Origin of the sequence: Candidatus Pedobacter colombiensis (assembly GCA_029202485.1) — a bacterium.
GTDB classification, from domain to species: domain Bacteria; phylum Bacteroidota; class Bacteroidia; order Sphingobacteriales; family Sphingobacteriaceae; genus Pedobacter; species Pedobacter colombiensis.
The window spans coordinates 2,157,998-2,178,288 of sequence record CP119313.1 but is presented as its reverse complement, the minus strand read 5'-3'; the positions used below and the strand labels follow the sequence as shown (position 1 = coordinate 2,178,288).

The window sequence follows — 20,291 nt, the reverse complement described above, 5'->3', positions numbered from 1 at the left end:
CTCGGAACTCGGCTGGTAGTGTTTTAAGTAATATCATATTGTAAAGTGAAGGAGATAAAGTGATGAGTGAGAACAATAACATTAAGAACAAATGGCTGCATGTACGCTTAAATGATACTGAACATAAGCAGTTGACCGACAATTTTTCAAAGACCACCGAACGAAAATTAAGCCGGTACGCCCGTAAGATCCTGCTTGCTGAACCTGTTACTGTGATCCATAGAAACGGCTCGCTCGATGATCTTATTGCCGTATTGACCAGACTACAAAGCGATCTGAACGGGGTAACCAATAACTATAACCAGATGGTACACAGGCTGCACATGGCCGACAATGCAAGGGAGATCAACGCTTGGATCAAAGGGTATGAAAACGAGAAGAAAAACCTGTTTGCAGCCATCAATGAGATAAAGGTAATCATTACCCAAACTGCTAAACAATGGTTGCGGTAATAGGTTCCGGCTATTCAATCAGGCGCACGTTTCACTACAATGAAAATAAGGTAAACAAGGGAATTGCCGAATGCCTGATGGCGGCAAATTACCCCATAGACCTGGAGCATACTGATGCCCATGAAAGAATAAATATGCTGCTGAAAACAGCTGCTTTACGCCCTGATGTGAAGCGTAAAAGCACCCATATCAGCTTGAATTTTGCACCAGGCGAACAGCTCTCTGACAGCAGGCTGAAAGCTATAGCACAAGAGTACATGGAACAGATTGGCTTTGGTGCCCAACCTTACCTTGTTTACCGCCATGACGATGCAGCACACCCGCATATTCATATCGTCACCACCAAAATAAAAGCCGATGGAGACTTGATCACCACCCAATACATTGGCCGGGATTTGTCAGAACCTGTGCGCAAAAGCATCGAGCAAAAATATGGTTTGGTCAGAGCAGAAGATCATAAAAAGCTGCAATTTTCTTTAAAGCCCGTAGATGCTACCAGAGTGTTCTATGGTGAGCTGCCTACCAGAAAAGCTATTGCAAACGTGTTGGAAAGCGTGTTGCAGGGTTATAAATATACCTCGCTTGCCGAGCTGAATGCTGTTCTCAATCAATATAATATTGGGGCAAGCAGCGGCAATGAAGACTCCAGGATCTATCAGCATAAGGGGCTAATATACCATGTGCTGAATGCCCAGGGTGAGCCAGTGGGTGTACCAGTTAAAGCAAGCTCTTTTCATAACAATCCCGGATTAAAGTTCCTTCAGGAAAGGTATTTAAAGAATGATGTTCACCGACAGCAGCATAAGGAAAAAGTAAAAAATACCATTGACATGCTACTGTTACGCAACCCCAAAATATCACTTGAGCAATTGGTTCAAAAGCTAAAAACTGGAGGTATCCATACCGCTTTACGGCAAAATTCAGATGGTGTTTTATATGGCTTAACCTATGTAGATCACCGCACAAAATGTGTGTTTAACGGCAGCGCATTGGGCAAAAAATACAGCGCAAAAGGCATGATGGAACGACTTGAAAACGCTTTCAATAAAGCCAAAGAGCAAGAACAAAAGCCCCAATTTTTGCCGCCATCTAAAGATCATTCTGCACCTGTAACAGATAAAACCAGGCATGAAAACCCATCAATGCCTGCCGATCAGGGGGAAGAAACCAACAATGAAAAGGGGCTGGTGGAAAGCCTGATGCAGTATGAATACAGCACACAGAATGTGCCTTACGAGTGGAAGAAAAAGAAGAAGAAAAGAAAAAAAAGATAGTAAAAGAGTTAGTGAAAAAGATAAAGGAGGAAATGGATTATGGCACTACAAACAGGCGAAAACGAACAGGCACTTCGCAAAATTATGGACTTTACACGCCTGATTAGCGTGGTGGTATTGCTGCTGCACTGCTATTATTTCTGCTATGCAGCGTTTAAATTATGGGGGCTTTCAATGCCCTTTACAGACACTATTTTAGGCAATATTTACAAGACGGGACTGTTCTCAACCTTCCACAAATCCAAGCTGATCGCTTTGGGGATGCTGGTTATTTCGCTGATTGGTGCCAAGGGTAAAAAGGATGAAAAGTTGAACTATAAAACAGCATTTGCCTACATCATTACAGGGCTATTGGTCTATTTTTCAAGCTGGCTTGCCCTGCAAGCACCCTTATCAGTTGGCGTAAAGGCTGCCTTGTATATCTCTATTACTGCGGTAGGTTTTTTAGTATGTATGACAGGTGGAACATTGCTTTCACGCATCATTAAAGATGCCCTGAAGGACGATATTTTCAACTCCGAAAACGAAACTTTTCCGCAGGAAGAACGGCTGCTGGAAAATGAATTTTCGATTAACCTCCCAGCAGAATACCAATTAAAAAACAAGAAACGCACCAGCTGGATCAACGTCATTAATCCCTTCAGGGGCTTATTGGTATTGGGTACTCCGGGAGCTGGTAAAAGCTATTTTGTGATCCGCCATGTGATCACCCAGCACATCGCCAAAGGTTTTGCACTGTTCGCTTACGACTTCAAATTTCCGGATTTATCCATCATTGTATACAATACCTGGTTAAAGCATCAGCATAAATACAAAGGTAAATCTGCCTGTTATTTTATCAATTTCGATGACCTGACCAGAAGCCATAGGTGCAACCCTTTAGATCCACTATCTATGACAGACATAACCGATGCAGCCGAAAGCGCACGTACTATTTTAATGGGTCTTAACCGGGAATGGATCAAAAAACAAGGTGATTTCTTCGTAGAAAGTCCGATCAATTTCCTGACAGCCATTATCTGGTTCTTGCGCAAATACCAGGGCGGTGAATATTGTACACTACCGCATGTGATCGAATTTATGCAGCTGCCATATGATGATCTGTTTACTGTTTTACGACTTGAAAAAGAGATTGACGTATTGATCAATCCTTTTGTGAATGCCTATATCAATGATGTAATGGAGCAGCTGGAGGGACAGATCGCATCCGGTAAAGTAGCCATTGCACGGCTATCCTCTCCACAATTATATTATGTGCTTTCAGGTAATGATTTTACGCTTGATATTAACAATCCGGATGCTCCAAAACTGGTGTGCTGTGGCAATAATCCGCAGAAAATACAGACTTATGGGGCAGTACTTTCTTTATATGTGAACCGATTGGTTAAGCTGGTGAACCAGAAAGGAAAATTAAAGTCAAGCCTTGTTTTTGATGAATTTCCAACCATCTATCTCAATGGTATCGACAGCCTGATCGCTACAGCCAGAAGCAATAAGGTAGCTACAACTTTAGGTATCCAGGATCTGTCTCAACTCCGTAAAGACTATGGTAAAGAGCAGGCTGACGTGATCATGGGTATCGTGGGCAATATCATTTCAGGCCAGGTTACCGGGGACACCGCAAAGCAATTGAGCGACCGGATCGGGCGCATTATGCAGGATCGACAGAGCCTGTCTATCAACAGCGGTGATACCTCTATCAGTAAAAGTAAGCAACTGGAAGCAGCTGTTCCGGCTTCAAAAATTGCAGCGTTAAGCAGTGGTGACTTTGTGGGGATGATAGCCGACAATCCTGATGAGCGAATCGATTTAAAGGCTTTCCACTGCCAGATTATTAATGATCATGATGCTCTTAAAGCCGAAGAAGAAACCTATAAGCCAATCCCTGTGATCAGGCAAGTAGATAACAGCATGGTACAAAGAAACTATCTTCAGATCAAACAGGAAGTGCAGGATATTGTCGATAGCGAGATCCAAAGAATGAGGCAAAATCCGGCTTTGGAACATTTGATTATCAGAAAGGAATGATATTTTCAGATGATTGCTATGCTTTGGTGTTAATCTTGAACCTCAACACCAGCTGCCGTCATTGGTAAATTGACCTCTATAATACCATTATCTAGCATTGATAAATTAACAACTATCACGTTATTTACATTTCCTATTAGCTGCAATCTCTTTATCAGTAGTTGAGTATCCACATCTTCCGAAACAATATTGCCCTCCAACCGAATGATCAAATTGTATCCAATTTCTTCAATTTTTACTTGATAGCTTTTACTCTTACCGGATAAAAGTGTAAGTATCTGAAGAAGACTAAAGATGTCTTTTTTGGACTGTGATGAAATTATAGAGGACGTTTTAACAATACAATCTATTTGATTTCTAGAACTTTTGTTTATTATTTCGATATATGAACTAATCAATTGTTGCAATGGTAGATCTAAGTTTTTAATGAAGAAAGTACTCTGCTTAAGTTTCTGCAGTTCTTCATCCAGCGATATATACATGTTCGTGCAAGTCTTTTCCCAGTCCTTTGTATTCTCTAATTTAACTAATGCAAAATTGTCTACCATTCTAAATAATACAAATACATCGTCAAGATACCGGGCAAGGTATGCCTCTCTTTCCAATGCGGTGTCAATTGATTCTACTTGTAAAGAATTGATTTGATATAATAAGCTTTCAAGCATTTCATTAAGCTGCATGTTTACAAGGCGCATCTCAATAGATTCTACATCTGCCTTACGAAAACGTTTGTGCGCAGTAATAACAATCAGCAAGATAAATCCCGCAAAAAGTAAAAGAACGGCAGTGCCAAAGAAGAGAACATCGAAAACAAAATTTTGAGGATTAAAGCTTTTTTCCATGACGATATAAGTAGTTAATAAATGCAAATAGTATCAATAGGTTACTTGCAATATTAACAATATCATGGAAAAACCAAATTATTCTTGCCCAATCAGGTGGCATTACGTCACTGTAGTAAAATGTGATTGTACAAGCAGAAAAATAAATCAAAAATGCCAGGATCACATATAATTCATAAATGCGTTGATCATAGCTTTTTAGCCAGACAAAAAAGCCGTAAATAGAGAAGATGACAATAGCTAAAGCTTGTGCAGCTCTGGCCTTAGCAGGGAAAATGCCAGGCTCAAAGCATAAATTAGCGGCCATTGCAATGGTAAGTATTATGCTTACTGATATAAATAGTGGCCGAAATTGCTTAGTTGTTAGGGATTGAGTAAAGTAAAGCGCTATCAATAATAACTCACCAGAGCTATGTATGCCTACAAGCATTGAATTGTTAACCACGAATCCAATGCTTGTAATCATCGAGATCAATTCCCAAACAACATTATAAAAAGCAAGCATTGCGAGAATTCGCAATGCTTTTATATGAAGTCTTTTATAGTTAATGGCAGCAAGGATAGCACCAGGTAAAATAGATACAATTCCTATATATTGTATCAGTTGGTATAGCATTTTATTAGGAGTTTAATGGGTTGGGATTACCACATCTTGGTGGGCACGGGCATGAAAAATCAGCAACAATTGATAATATGTCACTTTCATCCTTTCGGACAGCCGTAATGAATGATTGCATCTTTCCTTCCTTATCAAGCCCAAAATGCACCCTTAACCCTACAGCTTCCTCCTGTTTCATCAAGGTTTGTAATATTTCATTTCCCCAGAACTCACCCTGTATTTGTCCTGGGTTGGTGTCTCTCCATCTTTTTGTTGCTTCGGAGGCCTCATTTATGCTAATTGGGCCGCCTTCTGATCCGTCAAATGCCATTTTTATTTTTTTATTTAAGCGTTAATAAATAGTACTTATTTTATTGTTTTCCCTTGTTGACTTTTTTTGTTTTATGTCTCAATTTTTCAATATAATCAGCAAACGCCACAAGTCCTTTCTCCAGTTTTTCCGGGTCTTCTAAATCGAGTAAGGTTCTAGGCATAACTTTAAGCAGCTCTATTTCGGGCGTTTCAACGATTTTCGCTTCCTGAGAAGTTGCTTTCATCCCTTTTTTGAACATTGGACCTTCTTCTAATAATATCCAATCACCTCCTACATTATAGATCAAACAGATGTTGATAATCAATTCAATTGGAATAGTCCTTTGTTCTTTTTCAATTTTAGAAAGAAGAGATTGCGAAATTCCTAGGGAAGCAGCAAATACCCCTTGCTTGATTTTGAGCACTTCCCGGACAATTCTAATTCTCTGATATAATGCGTATTCCATTTGTTTGAAAATAATTCTATAACTATTAGTTATAACAAATCAGCAGATATTTATGACAACATGGAGAAATTTAGCTGTGTTGTCATAATATTGCTCTACAAATCCACCAATAATATGACAAATATTGCAGGTATCCATATCACAAAAATATTTTTAAAATTATTAGAGAAAGCTGTACTGGCTACACTTTGATACTTTAGAAACTTTTCTTCACCAATCTATTTACCATCCAATTATATATCTATGAAATCACAAAATCACTCTCCTATGTAGTTTAGTTCAACAACAATCCCCTGTTTCCTTAGCAATCTGAGGAATAGGAATTAATTTCATTTATCTCTTTAATTAATCATTTACAACCTTTTAACAAAAACATTCTATGAAAACAATTTTAAGACGATCCGCTTTAACGCTTTTTGTAACCTGTGCCTTCTCGTTTGCATCGAAAGCAACTATTACCTACTATTTTTATTTTACTGGTCAGTATTCATCGTATTCATATGTGAGTTACACTAAGCTAACAACAGACAATGGAGATCAAACTCACACATTATCCTGTAGCTACCCGGGAAACAACAGCTGTTGCTGGCCCTTTATACCGGTGATAAAAAGGTATGGCGTGTCATACTCGTATGATGCTATTCACGACTATGTGATGGCCCAAATTTCTCAGCAAAATGTACAGGGGGAAATTTTGTATGAAGGAAAGCTTCCAGTTAGTTGGAGCATCAATGAGAAAGGTGAAGGTAAGATCTCCATTGACTCTGATGAAGATGTTAAATAAGTAGACTATCTTTTCAATTCTTTAATTCAAAATAAAATCAAACTAAATAAAATTTAAGCCATGAAAAACGTAACGAAAAAACTCTTTCTGCTACTGGTAGTTTCAGTCATAGCATTTGTATCTAAAGCTACAATTACATATAGGCTCAGTATATCCAAGTTGTATGCTGATGGATATGGTTCTGTGTACTATATGAAATCTGTCTTCCCAAGTGGGGATGTTGAACATTTTATGGATTGTGCAGAGCCCGGAAACCTATCATGTTGTTGGCCAACCATACCTGTTATTAAAAAGTCCGGTGTGTTGTACTCTTATGAGGCCATTCATGACTACGTGATGGCTCAAATTTCTCAGCAAAATATGCATGGAGAAATCTTGTATGAAGGAAAGGTTCCGGTTAGTTGGAATGTAACCAATAAGGGTGAGGCTACAATTTCTATTGAATCTGATACTGACAAGGAGTAGATAAAATGAATATCATTCTAACAGTAAATTATTTAAAAACAAGAACCATTTTCATATGGTTCTTGTTTTTTATTCCATTTGTAGGATCGTCACAGTCTGGTCGCCTTAATATCTATATGGACAAGGTAATGAAGACAAATATTAGCTACCATCCTAACCCCAATCAATTCTGTGTTGCAACTGATGGGAAATCCTTATACTGGATTCCATTTGATGAAGGACATTTCATTAAAAAAGAATCTGATGAATTTGATAGGTATTTATTGGGCTTTGTATTCAATCTACAGGATACTTCTCGTTTCCCAAATGCCTCAATGGACACCATTCGAATATTTTTTAAAAAAGCAAATACTGACTACCACATCACAGCATTCATGCAAGAGAATATGAGTGTTACAAAAGACTATCTCATCATCCCTTGTAGCGATCGGCATAGGATTTTCAAAAAAACCACACCTTCTACATACGAAGAAATAGTAGCATTCGAAGCAACCAATACTCATTTAACTCAAACATTCGGATTAGGGAATGATAAGTTTCTAGGAGCAGGACTTTATAATTTCCATCCCAAAGATGATATAGCAAAGTTCAAACTAATTGTTTATGATATCCCTAAGAAAAAAATCGATCAGCAGTTTGCAACCAATGATTATGAAGGTATCGAGTTTACTCATTTACCAAACAGGCTCATAGATTCCCGAAACAAAATAACAGCTGTTGCAAGCACATTGGAATATAAAATACTGTTTTACAATGACCAATTAAGTCTCAAGGATTCGATCAAAAAGAATGTCGTTGATTGGAAACACTTTAACAAGAAAACAGATCCTCAAAAGTATGGTACATATGCAAAAAGTTTAATAACAGATTTTCTTGTTATTGATGATACCGTATCCCGTATTGAAAAAATCTTCTTTCTAAATGATTCATCATTATTAGTATCCTATAAATCGCCTGGAGCATCTAAAACTGATTTACGCTCAATAGATGTTTGGCAGTACAAGCGCAGCTGTAGTTGTTGGATTAACATAGTTTCAGGTCAGGAAATGACATTCTTGAGGAAGCCTACTGATATTGTTTCAAAAGAAACATTCAAACCTAATCTAACTGTAAGCACCCCTGTGCTATTTACCGATTCCATGGTTATTGTAATTACCGTGGGAAATGATGTCCCAGATGAGCCTATGCTTGTTAGTGATTACAGAACAATGATTAATAAAAAATATTTAGACCAGGAGTATTACTACTCCATTTTTATATACAAATGGAAACTAGAATAATAGCCATACTTTTTTTTACACTTAGTTTTTGCCGATCAGTTCTTGCTCAGGAAATGATCGGCATTCCCAATGGTCGCTTTGACATTAGTAAAATGATCGTATATAAACGTGATTTTTCTCCTATTCAGCTACATTCAAATGATCCGGAAAGAAAGATCTATATATTAAAAAACAACAAGTCTTGTTTGAAATGCTTTAGTGAGATAACCAACTATCTCCAGTCTCTTATGAGCCAGACAGATTCAATCAAATTTTGTTCTATCTCTTTATGTGATTCATCGGTATTTCAAATGAAAAACTATATCTATGAGAATAAAACAACTATGGGGATTTTAGATAATCTCTTTGTGTTTTATCCATCAGTAGAAAATACAGAACCCCTCCAAGCGCCCTCAAATTCTATTTTTAACTTGTATAACATAGACATTACACCCGCAATCGTCATGCAATACAAAAACAAATTGGTTCTTGTCCGCTATCAGGAAATGTACCTTGGTTCCAATTTTAGCAAGGCTACTGTTTCATCCGCTTTTTCAAGAGTTTTCCGATAACCTTAATTCTTGAACATCTTGATTAGCATAAGTTCTTCTGGTTAACTGTCTTTAACCAGCTGTAATCTTAAACCATATCGCACATGCATAATCGACTACTTCTTTTCTTCGGGCTTTTCGCCATGAGTATAGTTTGTCGATCGCAAACCTATTCGATAGTGGGCTCTTTGCTGGAACGAGATACATTACCGCTTCACGGAGCCACCATCAGCCTTGTTCAAGATGCAGATTCTAGTAAAAAAAGTACTGTTTCAGATGCTCAGGGTGAATTTTCGTTTACTGGTCTGAAATCTGGACATTACCAGCTAAAAGCAAGTTACATTGGCTTTATTACTCTTGAAAAAGCTATCATAATATTGAATGGATCAATACAGCTAGGAAAAATTATTCTATCCGTTTCAAATAACACATTGGATGAAGTGAGAATTCTGGAACGATCACCCAGAGTTTTGCAAAAAGGAGACACTACCGAGTTCGATGCGAAATCATATTCAGCAAATGCCGATGCAAGTGTAGAAGACCTTATAAAGAAAATGCCAGGCATAGAGGTGTCCAGCTCCACTGCAACAGTCAAGGCGCAAGGCGAAATGGTGGTTAAGATTTTGCTCGATGGCAAGCCTTTCATGGGAAATGATGCGTCCATGGCATTAAAGAATCTGCCAGCAGATATCGTGAGTAAGATCCAAGTGTACGATCAAAGGAGCGAACAATCACAATTTACAGGGTTCTCTGATGGTCAAACTTCAAAAACAATAAACATCGTAACAAAACCTGACCGCAGAAATGGTCAGTTTGGCAAAGCGTATGCGGGATATGGTAGTGATTATAGATATCAAGCCGGTGCAAATATTAACAACTTCAGAGGGCCGCAACGAATATCCATACTTGGGCAATCAAACAACATAAATAATAGCAAGTTCACTGCCGTAGAAGTGCCAGCCAATCGAACGCAAGGCGGAGGTATAGCGACATCAAATGCAGGGGCGATAAACTACACGAACACAATTGGTACCAGCGATCTCACTGCAAGCTATTCATTTGAGAAGAACAATATTGAATTGCAACGGTCTCTATTTAGGGAATATGTTTCTGATTCGGGATTGCAATATAAACAGTCTGATAGAACAACCTCAATTGGCTATGTTCACAAGTTTAACCTTCGATATGATTTGAAAACAGACAGTATGAATTCGGTTCTGATACAACCCATCATTTCCATCCAACAAGGTGATGGCTACGCTCTTTCTGATGCAACTATGGGCGACAATAGCCAATTGCTGACACAGACCACAAATAGTAATCGCTCAACGACTAACGGATACAATATAGCCTCCGATTTCCTATATCGTCATCGTTTCCAAACCCAAAGAAGAACCTTATCTTCAATGCTCAATGTGGGTAGTAACGATAATAGAGGACAGAACACACTTAAAGCCACAAGCATGTTTAGTGATTCAGCTTCTATTGACCAGAGGTCTAATCTTGCCAATTTCGGATGGCATATAAGCGTTAATCCAACCTATACTGAACCTATGGGGGAAAAGGGAATAGTACAAGTCAACTATAATTTTTCACTACAGGATAATACTTCGCAAAAGAATACGTACAACTATTCCAGTACAACAAGTAAGTATGATCTGAAAGATTCCTTATTTACAAATAAGTTCAGAAGCATCACGACTACACAGCAATTCGGCTTAGGTTATAATTTTACCAATGCTAAACTCAATTTATCTCTCGGCTTGTCATACCAAACGCTGATCATAAATAATAAGGAGGAGCAATCTCCTCTACCTGATCTGACAAGAAAATATATCAATATCTTACCTAGCGCAGTAGCAAACTACAAACTAGCTTTAAACAAGAATCTCGCAATCACATATCGCATGACTACTATACAACCCTCTGTTGGGCAATTGCAAAACGTGATAAACAATACTAATCCCATCTTGCTTACTACTGGAAATCCGCAACTGAAACAAGCCTATCAGCATAGTCTTATGACTCGATACAGCATGTCAACAAAAGAAAAATCGCATTCTTTCTTTGCCTCAGCCACGCTAACATACACAGATAAGTACATTACCAATAGTACATACCTGGCAGTGAATGATGTCATTATCGACGGTGAGATCTTACTGAAAAAAGGTGGGCAAATTACAATGCCTGTGAACCTTACTGGAAACTATGTCGTAAATTCCAATGTAACCTATAGCGCACCATTATCTGCTATCAAATCGAACCTAAACAGTAGCATATCCTATAATTATCGAAATAGTCCGGCACTTGTTAACAACCAAATAAATACCTCCAGTTTGCATGCACCGGGTATTTCACTTTCATTGACTAGCAACATCAATGAAAAACTTGATTTCTCACTTGCTTCAAGTGTTTCTTATACCTTAATACATAATGGGTTGCAAGCCAATACAAACAATACTTTCCTTAGTCAAACTAATACTGCAACGCTCTATTGGATGTTTTGGAGGAACTTTGTGTGCCAGACAAGTTTAACGGGGCAGTTTTTTTCTGGTCTTTCTTCTGAATACAATCAAAAATACCTCCTGTGGAATCTTTCTTTAGCTAAAAAGTTCTTGAAGAATGACAGAGGAGAAATACGGCTTTCAGTATTTGATGTGCTTCGGGAAAATAACAGTATTCAGCGCATTGTGACAAATCTATACTTTGAAGACCAGCGGGCACAAGTGTTAATGACCTATTATATGATTACATTTACTTATACCTTTCGTGATTTTAGCGTAAAAAAATAAAACGTGCAAAAAATAGGAGAAAAAAGTGTCCTATTCCGAAAAAATTAGATTAGATAACTCCCGCACATGAGTTAGGGTAAAAGACTTTTAAAATTATATAAACTATGGTAAGTTTAACATGAACACAATTAATAAAAAGATACTTACTCGAAACTCATTAAATCAGATCGTAGTATCTTTTTGATAAAACCAGCGAACTTCTATGACAAAACCAATTTACTTTACCGAGGAGCTAAAAGAACAATGGCGATATGCCTTTGAACAAGCTAGTAATGATCGCGATAGGTATTTAAGCTGGATTAAGGATGAAATTAATATAGTAATTGAGTTAATAAACAGCTTTGATAAAATATACGTATTGGGGGGCTTGGGGGCCAAGCTTTTGAGATCATCTCCCAATTTTTACAACCAGTTTTTGGAAACTTATGATGGACCGGATAAGGAAAAAGTAGAGGATGAAAAACTCATTAAAGACGATACCATTGAGGTCTTGTTGGAATATGCTATGAGTATCGCATCTGCAGGTCCAAATGCAAAAGCCGGGGTCTTACCTACCCAGACCGATATTGATCGAATACAGGAACAACTTGCAAAAATCAAATTTAACATCGGCTTTTATGAAACCGCTGCCGAAAAGCCAGGAAATGGAAATGAATTAGATCATTGGCTGAAATTACGGGTGATGGGCGATGCAATGAATGTCCGAGGAAATGGCTATCATATGCACATTTCAGAGGTTTATAAGGAAACATTTGGGCCACATAATGATTTTTTACAGCAGTATTATGGTTTTGATTTTATAGATCTTTTCGCAGCAATACAGCGCCTTGATGTCTTGGTTGCTTCAAAAATCGCAACCCCATTTGGAGCCTCCTTAGCATATGACAGGTTATTTAACCAGGATGAAATTAAAAAAATCGAGGATGAAAAGGATGAGAATAAAAAGACCGAAATGAAATTCAAGGCCCTTTTTGGTGGTGCAATGGAAAAGGAAGACCTTTTCTCTAAAGAGAATAAATATGGCCCAACAGCAATTGGGTATGATGACATTGAAGCATATAACAGGCTATTTAGGGTAATACCCGAGAACGAAAAACAGGAGAAAATATTCAAACTATTATCACATCAATTCGGGGACGACTCTTTGTTTTTAAAGGGAAAATTTGGTGGATTTCCCCTGGGCGATACAATTATAAAAACGAAACCTCTTGTAATGGTCGGTGACAAAATGTATTGTTTTTCTATCAACCTTGCCTTCAGAAATATTTTTGACATTGCTGCTGAAATATTCCAAGCTGCTGGTGCAACCTATTACGAAAATCGTTTTAAAGGCAACTCGAGCTCTATATCTCGCGACAATTATATTGAGAAAAAGGTAAAAGAACTGTTCGAAAAGATGCTACCCAAGGTTCAATTTTATCATTCCTTAAAGTACAATATTGTTGAAGACGGAATCGCAAAAGAACCCGAGCTTGATGTATTGGGTGCAGGTTCAAATTCTCTTTATATTATTGAAGTTAAAGCGGGAGAATTAAATAAAAAACACCGCAGGGGGGCTCTTCTGGGTTTGAAGGATCGCATTAATGAAACCATAAACGAAGGATCATATCAATGCTATCGTGCAGAGAAGTATATTAATGAAACCGCGTTGCCAACGTTTAAGTATGCAGCAAATAACAAGATCAATACGTTTACAATAGCCAAAGAGAATAACTACAATGTGGTAAAAATATCGGTCATGTACGAACACTACGGTACGGTTGCAGTTAACTTAAAATACTTAATTGATAATGGTATTGTAAGCCCGGATTATAAATGGACTTGGATTGTTTCACTGTATGACTTAATGGTTTTTGCCGACCTCATCCAAAATGAGGAAGATTTCAATGACTATTTAAAAAATCGATTTCAGCTTTATGAACGGGATGATATTGAGTTTGTTGATGAGCTTGATGTATTAGGATTTTTCTTCGAAGACCTGTTTCCACTTAAAGAAAAAAAGGAAGAAGAGAAGATCATGATGATTTCTTACAAAGATGATATTGAAACCTATTATACCCGAGTTGGTGTTGGAATGCCTGGTGTTATTAAGCCAACAAGGAAGATTAATCCCAAAGCGGACTAATTAAGTGGTCATCTTACAAAGACGGCTATATTAAAATATCAGCTAGTAACTCCCATTACAAATGTCCGCATACTTGTTATTCTATTTTATTTATATACAAAAACTGACAAACTTGCTAAATTAACGGGGCATATTGATTACGCCCCGTTAATTTAAATTTAGCTTGCTAATTTTAATTGCCCCTTTTTATTAAATAATTTCTGCCGCGCTATTTGCATGTTTTCACTGATTCTCTGTTTACGAACCCTGCAATAACGTTGTGTAGTACGTACGCTTTTATGACCAAGCATCTTGCTGACATCTTCTAATGGTACACCAAGATTAAGGATAATATCGGCAAAGGTATGACGTGCAAGGTGTGTATTCAATTCCCTGTTGATATTACATATAACACCAATCTCCTTTAAATAACCATTATATCTGACGTTAGAATCAACAGGCATTAAAGCATTTCTCAATCTACATTTTGGGTGATTCTTATATTTCTCAATCAATTGATCGATTACTGGTAAGATTGGCACCATTTCCGAAACTCCTGTTTTTCCTCTGTCTTTAATCAACCATCTTTCTTTTTTGTTGCCAACTAGTACAATGTTGCAAGGGGATAAGTCATATATATCCTGAAAGGCGAATCCTGTAAAACATTGGAATACATAGCAATCACGAACTTCATTTAAACGGGCAATTCCAAAATCTTTATTGTAAATAGAAATAACCTCGTGAAGTTCAAGCGGTGGAATATCCAGCTGATCACCACCACATACGAAATCGGCAATGGGATTGTGAGTAATTAGTTTCTTCTTAACACCTAGCTTAATGATCTGCTTAATTTTCTTGATCTGTTTTTTAGCCGTTAGCTCAGATAAGCATTTTTCAATATCTAAAGTAAGGTAGTCATACATTTCATCAGCAAACATCGGCTCAATGTCTGCAAATGCTATATCAGCTTTCTTGTGTCGGTGTTGGAGGAATGCCACAACTTTTTTCATTGTGCTCTTCCAATGACGGAGAGTACCAGGAGAAGCTTCTTTGACCTGAACCTTTTTCGCAATTCGGGCAATAAATTCATCAAATACCATCAATAGTGTCTGATGCTGTTTGTCAGGCATTACAATAGTCTTTTTATCTTCAATTGCAGATTTTCCTTGGTAAACTCTTTTTACCATCTCAGGAGTCACACTATCAAATTGATGCCATAGTGCATCATAAATTCTTATCAGATCAACTTTGCTACTTTGTATTTTTTCATTGATCTTTCGAAAGTCTTCTTCCTGTTTACTTGCAAGCTTGTTTTTTACATCCCAATTATCAGGATCAATGACGCTCTTTAAAGAAACTTCAGTTTGACAACCGCCAAAAGTGACCCTGATAAACATAGGAGCCTTTCCATGGCTCCTTTTTTTACTCTTGTGAACCCACGGAAGGAGTTCGATTTCATGTTTGATTTTCATCTTTCTGCACTTTAAAATGTTGATAATTAAATAATTAACGACAATTCTTATCTATACTCACGCCTCAAACAATTTCTGTCTGGTGGTCAAATTTATGATTTTAAAATGACCACCAGAATGACCACCAGATAGGATGATTTGAAATGAAACAAAATGATTGATTTTTTATGAAAAACAGCATTTAAAATGCCATTAAATGCAAAAAGGCGCAACTTAGTGCGCCTTTTGTGATCCCGCTGGGATTCGAACCCAGGACCACTACATTAAAAGTGTAATGCTCTACCAGCTGAGCTACGGAATCATCATCTTGTTTGATGAGGGTGCAAAGATAGGATTATTAATTTATTCTACTAAATATTTTTTCAAAAAAACTAACACTCAATTGTAAGCTACTTATTATCAATTACAATTCTTTAAAAAAGCCCCTAAAAGTGTTCAACTGATGCCTAGAATAATTTTAGCAAGTTGGATCATCTCCACATTCCCAGTGTATTTTCCTTGTTCATCTGACAATTTAACGACCTCCGTCCACTCCCCATCCTTTGGATGTGCTTCAGTCATTTTAATCACAATATTCATAGGTTCGGGTCCAGCATCATTTGTAAAATTAGTACCTATGCCAAAAGACATACCAATCTTATCCCGGCAATGAACAGCAATCCGGACTACTTTATCATAGTCCAAGGCGTCAGAGAAAATAATAGTCTTAGATTTTGGATCAATTCCCATTCTTTGATAATGAGCTATTACCTTATTGGCAAACACAATTGGATCTCTACTGTCGTGCCTTACCCCATCAAATAGCTTAGAGAACATCTTATCAAACTGGTTGAAAAATACATCTGTAGTGTAAGTGTCTGACAGGGCAATCCCCAGATCGCCACGGTAAACCTGAACCCAATGCTCCAATCCCATCGCATTGGCCATTTTAAAGCCATACTGTGCGGCATGGAACATAAACCATTCGTGTGCATGTGTACCAATTGGTTTTGTCTGATGGAGCATGGCCATGTGTACATTACTTGTTCCAATAAAAGCGCCTGCGCCATATTTACTTAACGATTGTAATACTAAACGCTGCACCTGGTAAGAATATCTTCGACGTGTACCAAATTCTGCCACTGTTACCCCCAAATCTCTATAGCTTTCTATTTTATGTCTGGTTATATCAATTATATCCTTGTCGCTAATCCTTTTTGCTTTACCCAAAATATAATACAACTCGCATATAATAGACATTAAAGGTACTTCCCATAAAATCGTACGATACCATAAACCTTCAATACTTACTTTCAACTGATCTCCCTCCTGAGCTATGTGTACTTCGCCGGGGTTGAACCGATAACCTTCGAGAAAATCAAGGTATACCGGGTCGAGATATGGACAATTAAGTTGAAGGAATCGTTTCTCATCATTACTCAGTTTTAATAAGGCCATGTTATCTACAGCATTACGTAAAGCTGTAGCGAATCCTGTAGGAAATGTATGGTTACCCCGGTTTATAAATTGATAACGTGCCTTTGCAGCTGGGAATAGACGAATAACTCCTTGTTGCATAGTAATCTTATAAAAATCGTTATCAAGAATGGAGGATAACGGAAAATGTGTAAACATTGAATCCATACAGTTGTCAACCTTGTAAAACCTGTTAACAAATTAACATTCTTTTTCGTAAAATTTAGTGTAAACATTTACAATTTAAAATACAACATAGCTAACCCCGGGTATGCTGGTTTATTATTTCTATAACTTTATTAAACAAATTAAAGATTATCATTTTTGAAATTCTAGCCTTGAACAAAATGAAAAACCTATGCTTTGCTTTGTCAATATCAATGGTCTTAATGGCCTGCGCTCCACACAGAAATCTTGTTTACTTCAGTAACTTCACTGATGTTTCCAGCAGCCAAATAGAAAACATACCTGAGCTTAAGCTCCAGAAAAACGATCAGTTAAGCATGTCGTTGACAAGCTTGAATGCAGAGTATAACGCTTTATTTACTAACTCCACCAATACTACCACAGCTGGTAAGGCGGTATTTAGAATAAACAATAATGGAATGATCACTTTACCATTACTGGGTGATTTAAAGGTTGAAGGACTAACTATTGAACAGGCCCAAAACTTAATTACAATGGAGCTTAAAAAACAGATTAAAAATCCCGTAGTAGATCTTGAACTGGTTAATTTCAAAATCACTGTAATTGGAGAAGTAAACCATCCTGCCTCACTAACTGTCCCGGGGGATCAGGTCAATTTATTAGAAGCATTAGGTATGGCTGGTGACATGACCGTATATGGCAAAAGAGAAAATGTTCTGGTGATCAGGGAAAATAATGGAGTACGCCAAATGACCAGACTCAATCTCAATGATAAAAATACATATAGCTCGCCATTTTTTCGGTTAAAGCAGAATGACATTGTATATGTTGAGCCCGACAAATCAAAAGAGAAAGAATACAATCCTAATGTCCGCGCTGTACCTATCATAACTACTGCAATATCTGCCGTCGTTGTAGTACTAACAGCATTATTTATAAGATAATACGTTGAATTTTAATTGCAAACACATGAACTCTTCAGCCTATCAGAATACGGAAACAGTAGAAAGTTATAAGGCCATTTTACAGATTTTTATAAAAAAATGGTATATCTTCTTACTATGTATAGCGCTGTGCTTGTTAGGGGCCTTTTTGTACCTGCAAACTACAACGCCTCAATATAAAGTAAGCAGTACTTTATATGTACAGGACGATAGAAATAGTGATGGTGTTCAAAAAGGGACTGCATTTAGTGATCTTAACATGTTTAAAACAGATAAAAAGGCATACAATGAAATGGAAGCCTTACGGTCCAGAGAGCTTATTTATGAAACGATAAAAGCACTTTCTCTGGATGTAGCCTATTTCCAAAAAGGCACCCTGAGGGACAAAGAATTATACGGTAATAACTTGCCTATTAAAGTTAAGGTGATTGAAGTGAATGCTACGGGCTATAAAAATTCATTAGAAATAAGTCCGTTAAATGACCATCAATTTATTTTAACAGATAAAGGCCAAAAATTTACAATGCCATATGAAGTGCTAATTCAGAAGCCAGGTTATAAAATAGTTGTCAGTAAAGGACCTGCCATTAAAAAAAATGCTAAGCCTATTACTGTGAAGTTTAAAAATTTGGACCTAATGGCAGAATCGTATAGCTTAGGTGGTTTAAAAATTGCGGCCATTGAAAAAGATGCGAGTACAATTATAATAAGTCTTAATGATAATGTACCCCAAAGAGGTATAGACATACTCACTTACCTTATCGACACCTACAATAAGGAAAATCTAATTAAAAAAAATGCTACAGCAATAAACACAGTCAATTTCATAGATAAAAGATTGAAATACCTAAACAACGATTTAACTAACGTTGAACAGGATGTAGAGAACTACAAACAAAACAATTTGATCACAGATTTAAACATGGATGCGCAAACAAACATTGCAAAATCAAGTGAATATCATCAATTGCTTTCTTCGGCAAACGTACAACTTAATGTCCTGGCATCTCTTGAAAAATATCTCAATAACAATAGTCTAAATCTGGTTCCCAGCTCATTGACCATAAACAACTCCACTTTAAACGAATTAACCAGTAAGTATAATGCAATACAACAGGAAAGGAGTCGCATGTTACGCACTTCTGAAGAAGCTAATCCACTGGTAGAGAACCTGACAGCTCAACTCATCAGTTTAAAATCAAATATTCGCGAAAATCTTCAAAATATAAAAAGCGCCTTAACACTTGAAAGGAACAATTTGCAGGCAACGACTTCTAATTTAAATTATAAAACTCATTTGGTGCCTAAAGTAGAGCGGGGAATACAAGAAAGAAGTAGGGAACAAAGTGTAAAAGCGAATTTATACAATTATCTACTACAAAAAAGAGAAGAAACAACCCTTTTACTTTCAGGAACTGCACCAACTTCTCAAATAGTTGATAAACCAGCTTATAACAGCGCACCTGTATCACCCAAAACTCAATTAATCTACCTTATAGCTGGTATTTTAGGCTGCTTTATACCAGGAATTGTAATTTATGGTCGGTCGACCATGAATAATAAGATCGTAGATGTAAAAGATATCGAATTGATTACAGGAGTGCCCGTTTTAGGGGTATTAAACCATCTTGAAAAGCATGAACCAGTGGTAATTGAACAAAATAGCAGGTCTACAATGTCAGAATTGTTTAGATACATAAGAAGCAACCTGCATTTTATGAACTCTGGGCTACCTGATCAGGTTATATTGGTCACCTCCTGCATGAAGTCAGAAGGAAAGACCTTTTTCTCTATTAATCTGGGTATGACTTTAGCATCGGTAAACAAAAAAGTTGTTTTGCTCGAGTTTGATATGCGGGAGCCACAATTACTTCAAAAAATGCATTTGAGTTCAAAGATTGGCATTACAGATTATTTATTAAGAGATGACATCACCATTGATGAACTCCTTTTAAACTCCAGAAAATACCATAATTTGTTGCTAATTGACTGCGGCCCTGTACCTGGAAACCCTGCCGAATTGATGATGCATCCCAAAATTGGACAAATGTTGGAAGAATTGAAGGAAAGATTTGATTATGTGATTATTGACACTGCTCCTGTTGGACAGGTTGCGGATGCGTTTAGCTTATCTAAATACACAGATTTGAGTATATATCTTGTACGCTATAATTACACTGATAAATTGCAACTTAATATATTGAAAGATATCCTCTATTATAAAAAACTAAATAACCCAATGGTAGTTTTTAATGATGCAAAAATTAATAATAATACAACCTATGGATATGGTGGATATGGATACGGCCTAAGCCTGGAAATATCAAAGAATTAACAAAAATCGT

The 20,291-nt window shown here is 37.1% G+C and carries 17 protein-coding genes and 1 tRNA gene; 11 read left to right on the top strand and 7 right to left on the bottom strand.

Annotated elements, in window-relative coordinates; genetic code table 11:
• Positions 1-62 precede the first annotated feature (62 nt).
• From P0Y49_09210 to mobC, 3 genes are read left to right on the top strand one after another with little or no spacing between them, the layout of a single operon-like run.
• Positions 63-452, top strand: a complete 390-nt coding sequence (locus P0Y49_09210) for a plasmid mobilization relaxosome protein MobC (protein ID WEK21318.1) — start codon at positions 63-65, stop codon at positions 450-452.
• A complete protein-coding gene (locus P0Y49_09205) occupies positions 440-1,726 on the top strand; it encodes a relaxase/mobilization nuclease domain-containing protein (protein WEK21317.1) in 1,287 nt (428 codons plus the stop codon). The genes P0Y49_09210 and P0Y49_09205 overlap by 13 nt, the downstream gene beginning before the upstream one ends.
• Before the next feature lie 39 nt (positions 1,727-1,765).
• Positions 1,766-3,754: a conjugal transfer protein MobC gene (gene mobC, locus P0Y49_09200; GenBank protein ID WEK21316.1), complete on the top strand. Its 1,989-nt coding sequence runs from the start codon at positions 1,766-1,768 to the stop codon at positions 3,752-3,754.
• 29 nt (positions 3,755-3,783) lie between these two features.
• On the opposite strand, the gene P0Y49_09195 is transcribed toward mobC, so the two are convergent.
• The 4 genes from P0Y49_09195 to P0Y49_09180 are packed head-to-tail and all read right to left on the bottom strand — an operon-like array spanning position 3,784 to position 5,973.
• Entirely contained in the window at positions 3,784-4,596 is an 813-nt protein-coding gene (locus P0Y49_09195; protein WEK21315.1) for a hypothetical protein, read from the bottom strand.
• Complete coding sequence (locus P0Y49_09190; protein ID WEK21314.1) at positions 4,580-5,212, bottom strand: hypothetical protein; 633 nt, start codon at positions 5,210-5,212, stop codon at positions 4,580-4,582. Before P0Y49_09190 ends, P0Y49_09195 begins: the two co-directional genes overlap by 17 nt.
• A gap of 4 nt (positions 5,213-5,216) precedes the next feature.
• Positions 5,217-5,525, bottom strand: coding sequence for a hypothetical protein (locus P0Y49_09185; protein WEK21313.1), 309 nt, complete (start codon positions 5,523-5,525; stop codon positions 5,217-5,219).
• 40 nt (positions 5,526-5,565) lie between these two features.
• The gene (locus P0Y49_09180) at positions 5,566-5,973 is read right to left on the bottom strand and encodes a helix-turn-helix transcriptional regulator (GenBank protein WEK21312.1); all 408 of its coding nucleotides are present in this window, start codon (positions 5,971-5,973) and stop codon (positions 5,566-5,568) included.
• 379 nt (positions 5,974-6,352) lie between these two features.
• Here P0Y49_09180 and P0Y49_09175 point away from each other — a divergent pair, with 379 nt between their 5' ends.
• The 6 genes from P0Y49_09175 to P0Y49_09150 all read left to right on the top strand — a co-directional run bounded on the left by P0Y49_09175 (position 6,353) and on the right by P0Y49_09150 (position 13,949).
• Positions 6,353-6,757, top strand: a complete 405-nt coding sequence (locus tag P0Y49_09175; protein WEK21311.1) for a hypothetical protein — start codon at positions 6,353-6,355, stop codon at positions 6,755-6,757.
• Between the two features lie 60 nt (positions 6,758-6,817).
• On the top strand, positions 6,818-7,222 hold the full coding sequence (locus P0Y49_09170; GenBank protein WEK21310.1) for a hypothetical protein: 405 nt from the start codon (positions 6,818-6,820) through the stop codon (positions 7,220-7,222).
• Positions 7,223-7,350: 128 nt separating this feature from the next.
• On the top strand, positions 7,351-8,502 hold the full coding sequence (locus tag P0Y49_09165) for a hypothetical protein (GenBank protein WEK21309.1): 1,152 nt from the start codon (positions 7,351-7,353) through the stop codon (positions 8,500-8,502).
• Positions 8,487-9,053: a hypothetical protein gene (locus P0Y49_09160; protein WEK21308.1), complete on the top strand. Its 567-nt coding sequence runs from the start codon at positions 8,487-8,489 to the stop codon at positions 9,051-9,053. Before P0Y49_09165 ends, P0Y49_09160 begins: the two co-directional genes overlap by 16 nt.
• An 83-nt stretch (positions 9,054-9,136) precedes the next feature.
• Complete coding sequence (locus tag P0Y49_09155; GenBank protein WEK21307.1) at positions 9,137-11,824, top strand: outer membrane beta-barrel protein; 2,688 nt, start codon at positions 9,137-9,139, stop codon at positions 11,822-11,824.
• A gap of 202 nt (positions 11,825-12,026) precedes the next feature.
• Positions 12,027-13,949, top strand: a complete 1,923-nt coding sequence (locus tag P0Y49_09150; protein ID WEK21306.1) for a hypothetical protein — start codon at positions 12,027-12,029, stop codon at positions 13,947-13,949.
• Between the two features lie 158 nt (positions 13,950-14,107).
• On the opposite strand, the gene P0Y49_09145 is transcribed toward P0Y49_09150, so the two are convergent.
• The 3 genes from P0Y49_09145 to pncB all read right to left on the bottom strand — a co-directional run bounded on the left by P0Y49_09145 (position 14,108) and on the right by pncB (position 17,014).
• Positions 14,108-15,400 (bottom strand): phage integrase SAM-like domain-containing protein, encoded by a 1,293-nt coding sequence (locus P0Y49_09145; protein WEK21305.1) that lies wholly within the window; start codon positions 15,398-15,400, stop codon positions 14,108-14,110.
• Between the two features lie 228 nt (positions 15,401-15,628).
• Positions 15,629-15,701: transfer RNA gene (locus P0Y49_09140), tRNA-Lys, on the bottom strand.
• A 134-nt stretch (positions 15,702-15,835) separates the two neighbouring features.
• Positions 15,836-17,014 (bottom strand): nicotinate phosphoribosyltransferase, encoded by a 1,179-nt coding sequence (gene pncB, locus P0Y49_09135; protein WEK21782.1) that lies wholly within the window; start codon positions 17,012-17,014, stop codon positions 15,836-15,838.
• 188 nt (positions 17,015-17,202) lie between these two features.
• Here pncB and P0Y49_09130 point away from each other — a divergent pair, with 188 nt between their 5' ends.
• A complete protein-coding gene (locus P0Y49_09130) occupies positions 17,203-17,946 on the top strand; it encodes a polysaccharide biosynthesis/export family protein (protein ID WEK21304.1) in 744 nt (247 codons plus the stop codon).
• 25 nt (positions 17,947-17,971) lie between these two features.
• Positions 17,972-20,281, top strand: coding sequence for a polysaccharide biosynthesis tyrosine autokinase (locus tag P0Y49_09125; protein ID WEK21303.1), 2,310 nt, complete (start codon positions 17,972-17,974; stop codon positions 20,279-20,281).
• Positions 20,282-20,291: the final 10 nt, after the last annotated feature.

What these genes read in the sequence shown, in the direction of transcription:
- P0Y49_09210 (WEK21318.1), top strand. Translation starts at nt 63, where the DNA reads ATGAGTGAGAACAATAACATTAAGAACAAATGGCTGCATGTACGCTTA.
- P0Y49_09205 (WEK21317.1), top strand. Translation starts at nt 440, where the DNA reads ATGGTTGCGGTAATAGGTTCCGGCTATTCAATCAGGCGCACGTTTCAC.
- mobC (WEK21316.1), top strand. Translation starts at nt 1,766, where the DNA reads ATGGCACTACAAACAGGCGAAAACGAACAGGCACTTCGCAAAATTATG.
- P0Y49_09195 (WEK21315.1), bottom strand. Translation starts at nt 4,596, where the DNA reads ATGGAAAAAAGCTTTAATCCTCAAAATTTTGTTTTCGATGTTCTCTTC.
- P0Y49_09190 (WEK21314.1), bottom strand. Translation starts at nt 5,212, where the DNA reads ATGCTATACCAACTGATACAATATATAGGAATTGTATCTATTTTACCT.
- P0Y49_09185 (WEK21313.1), bottom strand. Translation starts at nt 5,525, where the DNA reads ATGGCATTTGACGGATCAGAAGGCGGCCCAATTAGCATAAATGAGGCC.
- P0Y49_09180 (WEK21312.1), bottom strand. Translation starts at nt 5,973, where the DNA reads ATGGAATACGCATTATATCAGAGAATTAGAATTGTCCGGGAAGTGCTC.
- P0Y49_09175 (WEK21311.1), top strand. Translation starts at nt 6,353, where the DNA reads ATGAAAACAATTTTAAGACGATCCGCTTTAACGCTTTTTGTAACCTGT.
- P0Y49_09170 (WEK21310.1), top strand. Translation starts at nt 6,818, where the DNA reads ATGAAAAACGTAACGAAAAAACTCTTTCTGCTACTGGTAGTTTCAGTC.
- P0Y49_09165 (WEK21309.1), top strand. Translation starts at nt 7,351, where the DNA reads ATGAAGACAAATATTAGCTACCATCCTAACCCCAATCAATTCTGTGTT.
- P0Y49_09160 (WEK21308.1), top strand. Translation starts at nt 8,487, where the DNA reads ATGGAAACTAGAATAATAGCCATACTTTTTTTTACACTTAGTTTTTGC.
- P0Y49_09155 (WEK21307.1), top strand. Translation starts at nt 9,137, where the DNA reads ATGCATAATCGACTACTTCTTTTCTTCGGGCTTTTCGCCATGAGTATA.
- P0Y49_09150 (WEK21306.1), top strand. Translation starts at nt 12,027, where the DNA reads ATGACAAAACCAATTTACTTTACCGAGGAGCTAAAAGAACAATGGCGA.
- P0Y49_09145 (WEK21305.1), bottom strand. Translation starts at nt 15,400, where the DNA reads ATGAAAATCAAACATGAAATCGAACTCCTTCCGTGGGTTCACAAGAGT.
- pncB (WEK21782.1), bottom strand. Translation starts at nt 17,014, where the DNA reads ATGTTTACACATTTTCCGTTATCCTCCATTCTTGATAACGATTTTTAT.
- P0Y49_09130 (WEK21304.1), top strand. Translation starts at nt 17,203, where the DNA reads ATGAAAAACCTATGCTTTGCTTTGTCAATATCAATGGTCTTAATGGCC.
- P0Y49_09125 (WEK21303.1), top strand. Translation starts at nt 17,972, where the DNA reads ATGAACTCTTCAGCCTATCAGAATACGGAAACAGTAGAAAGTTATAAG.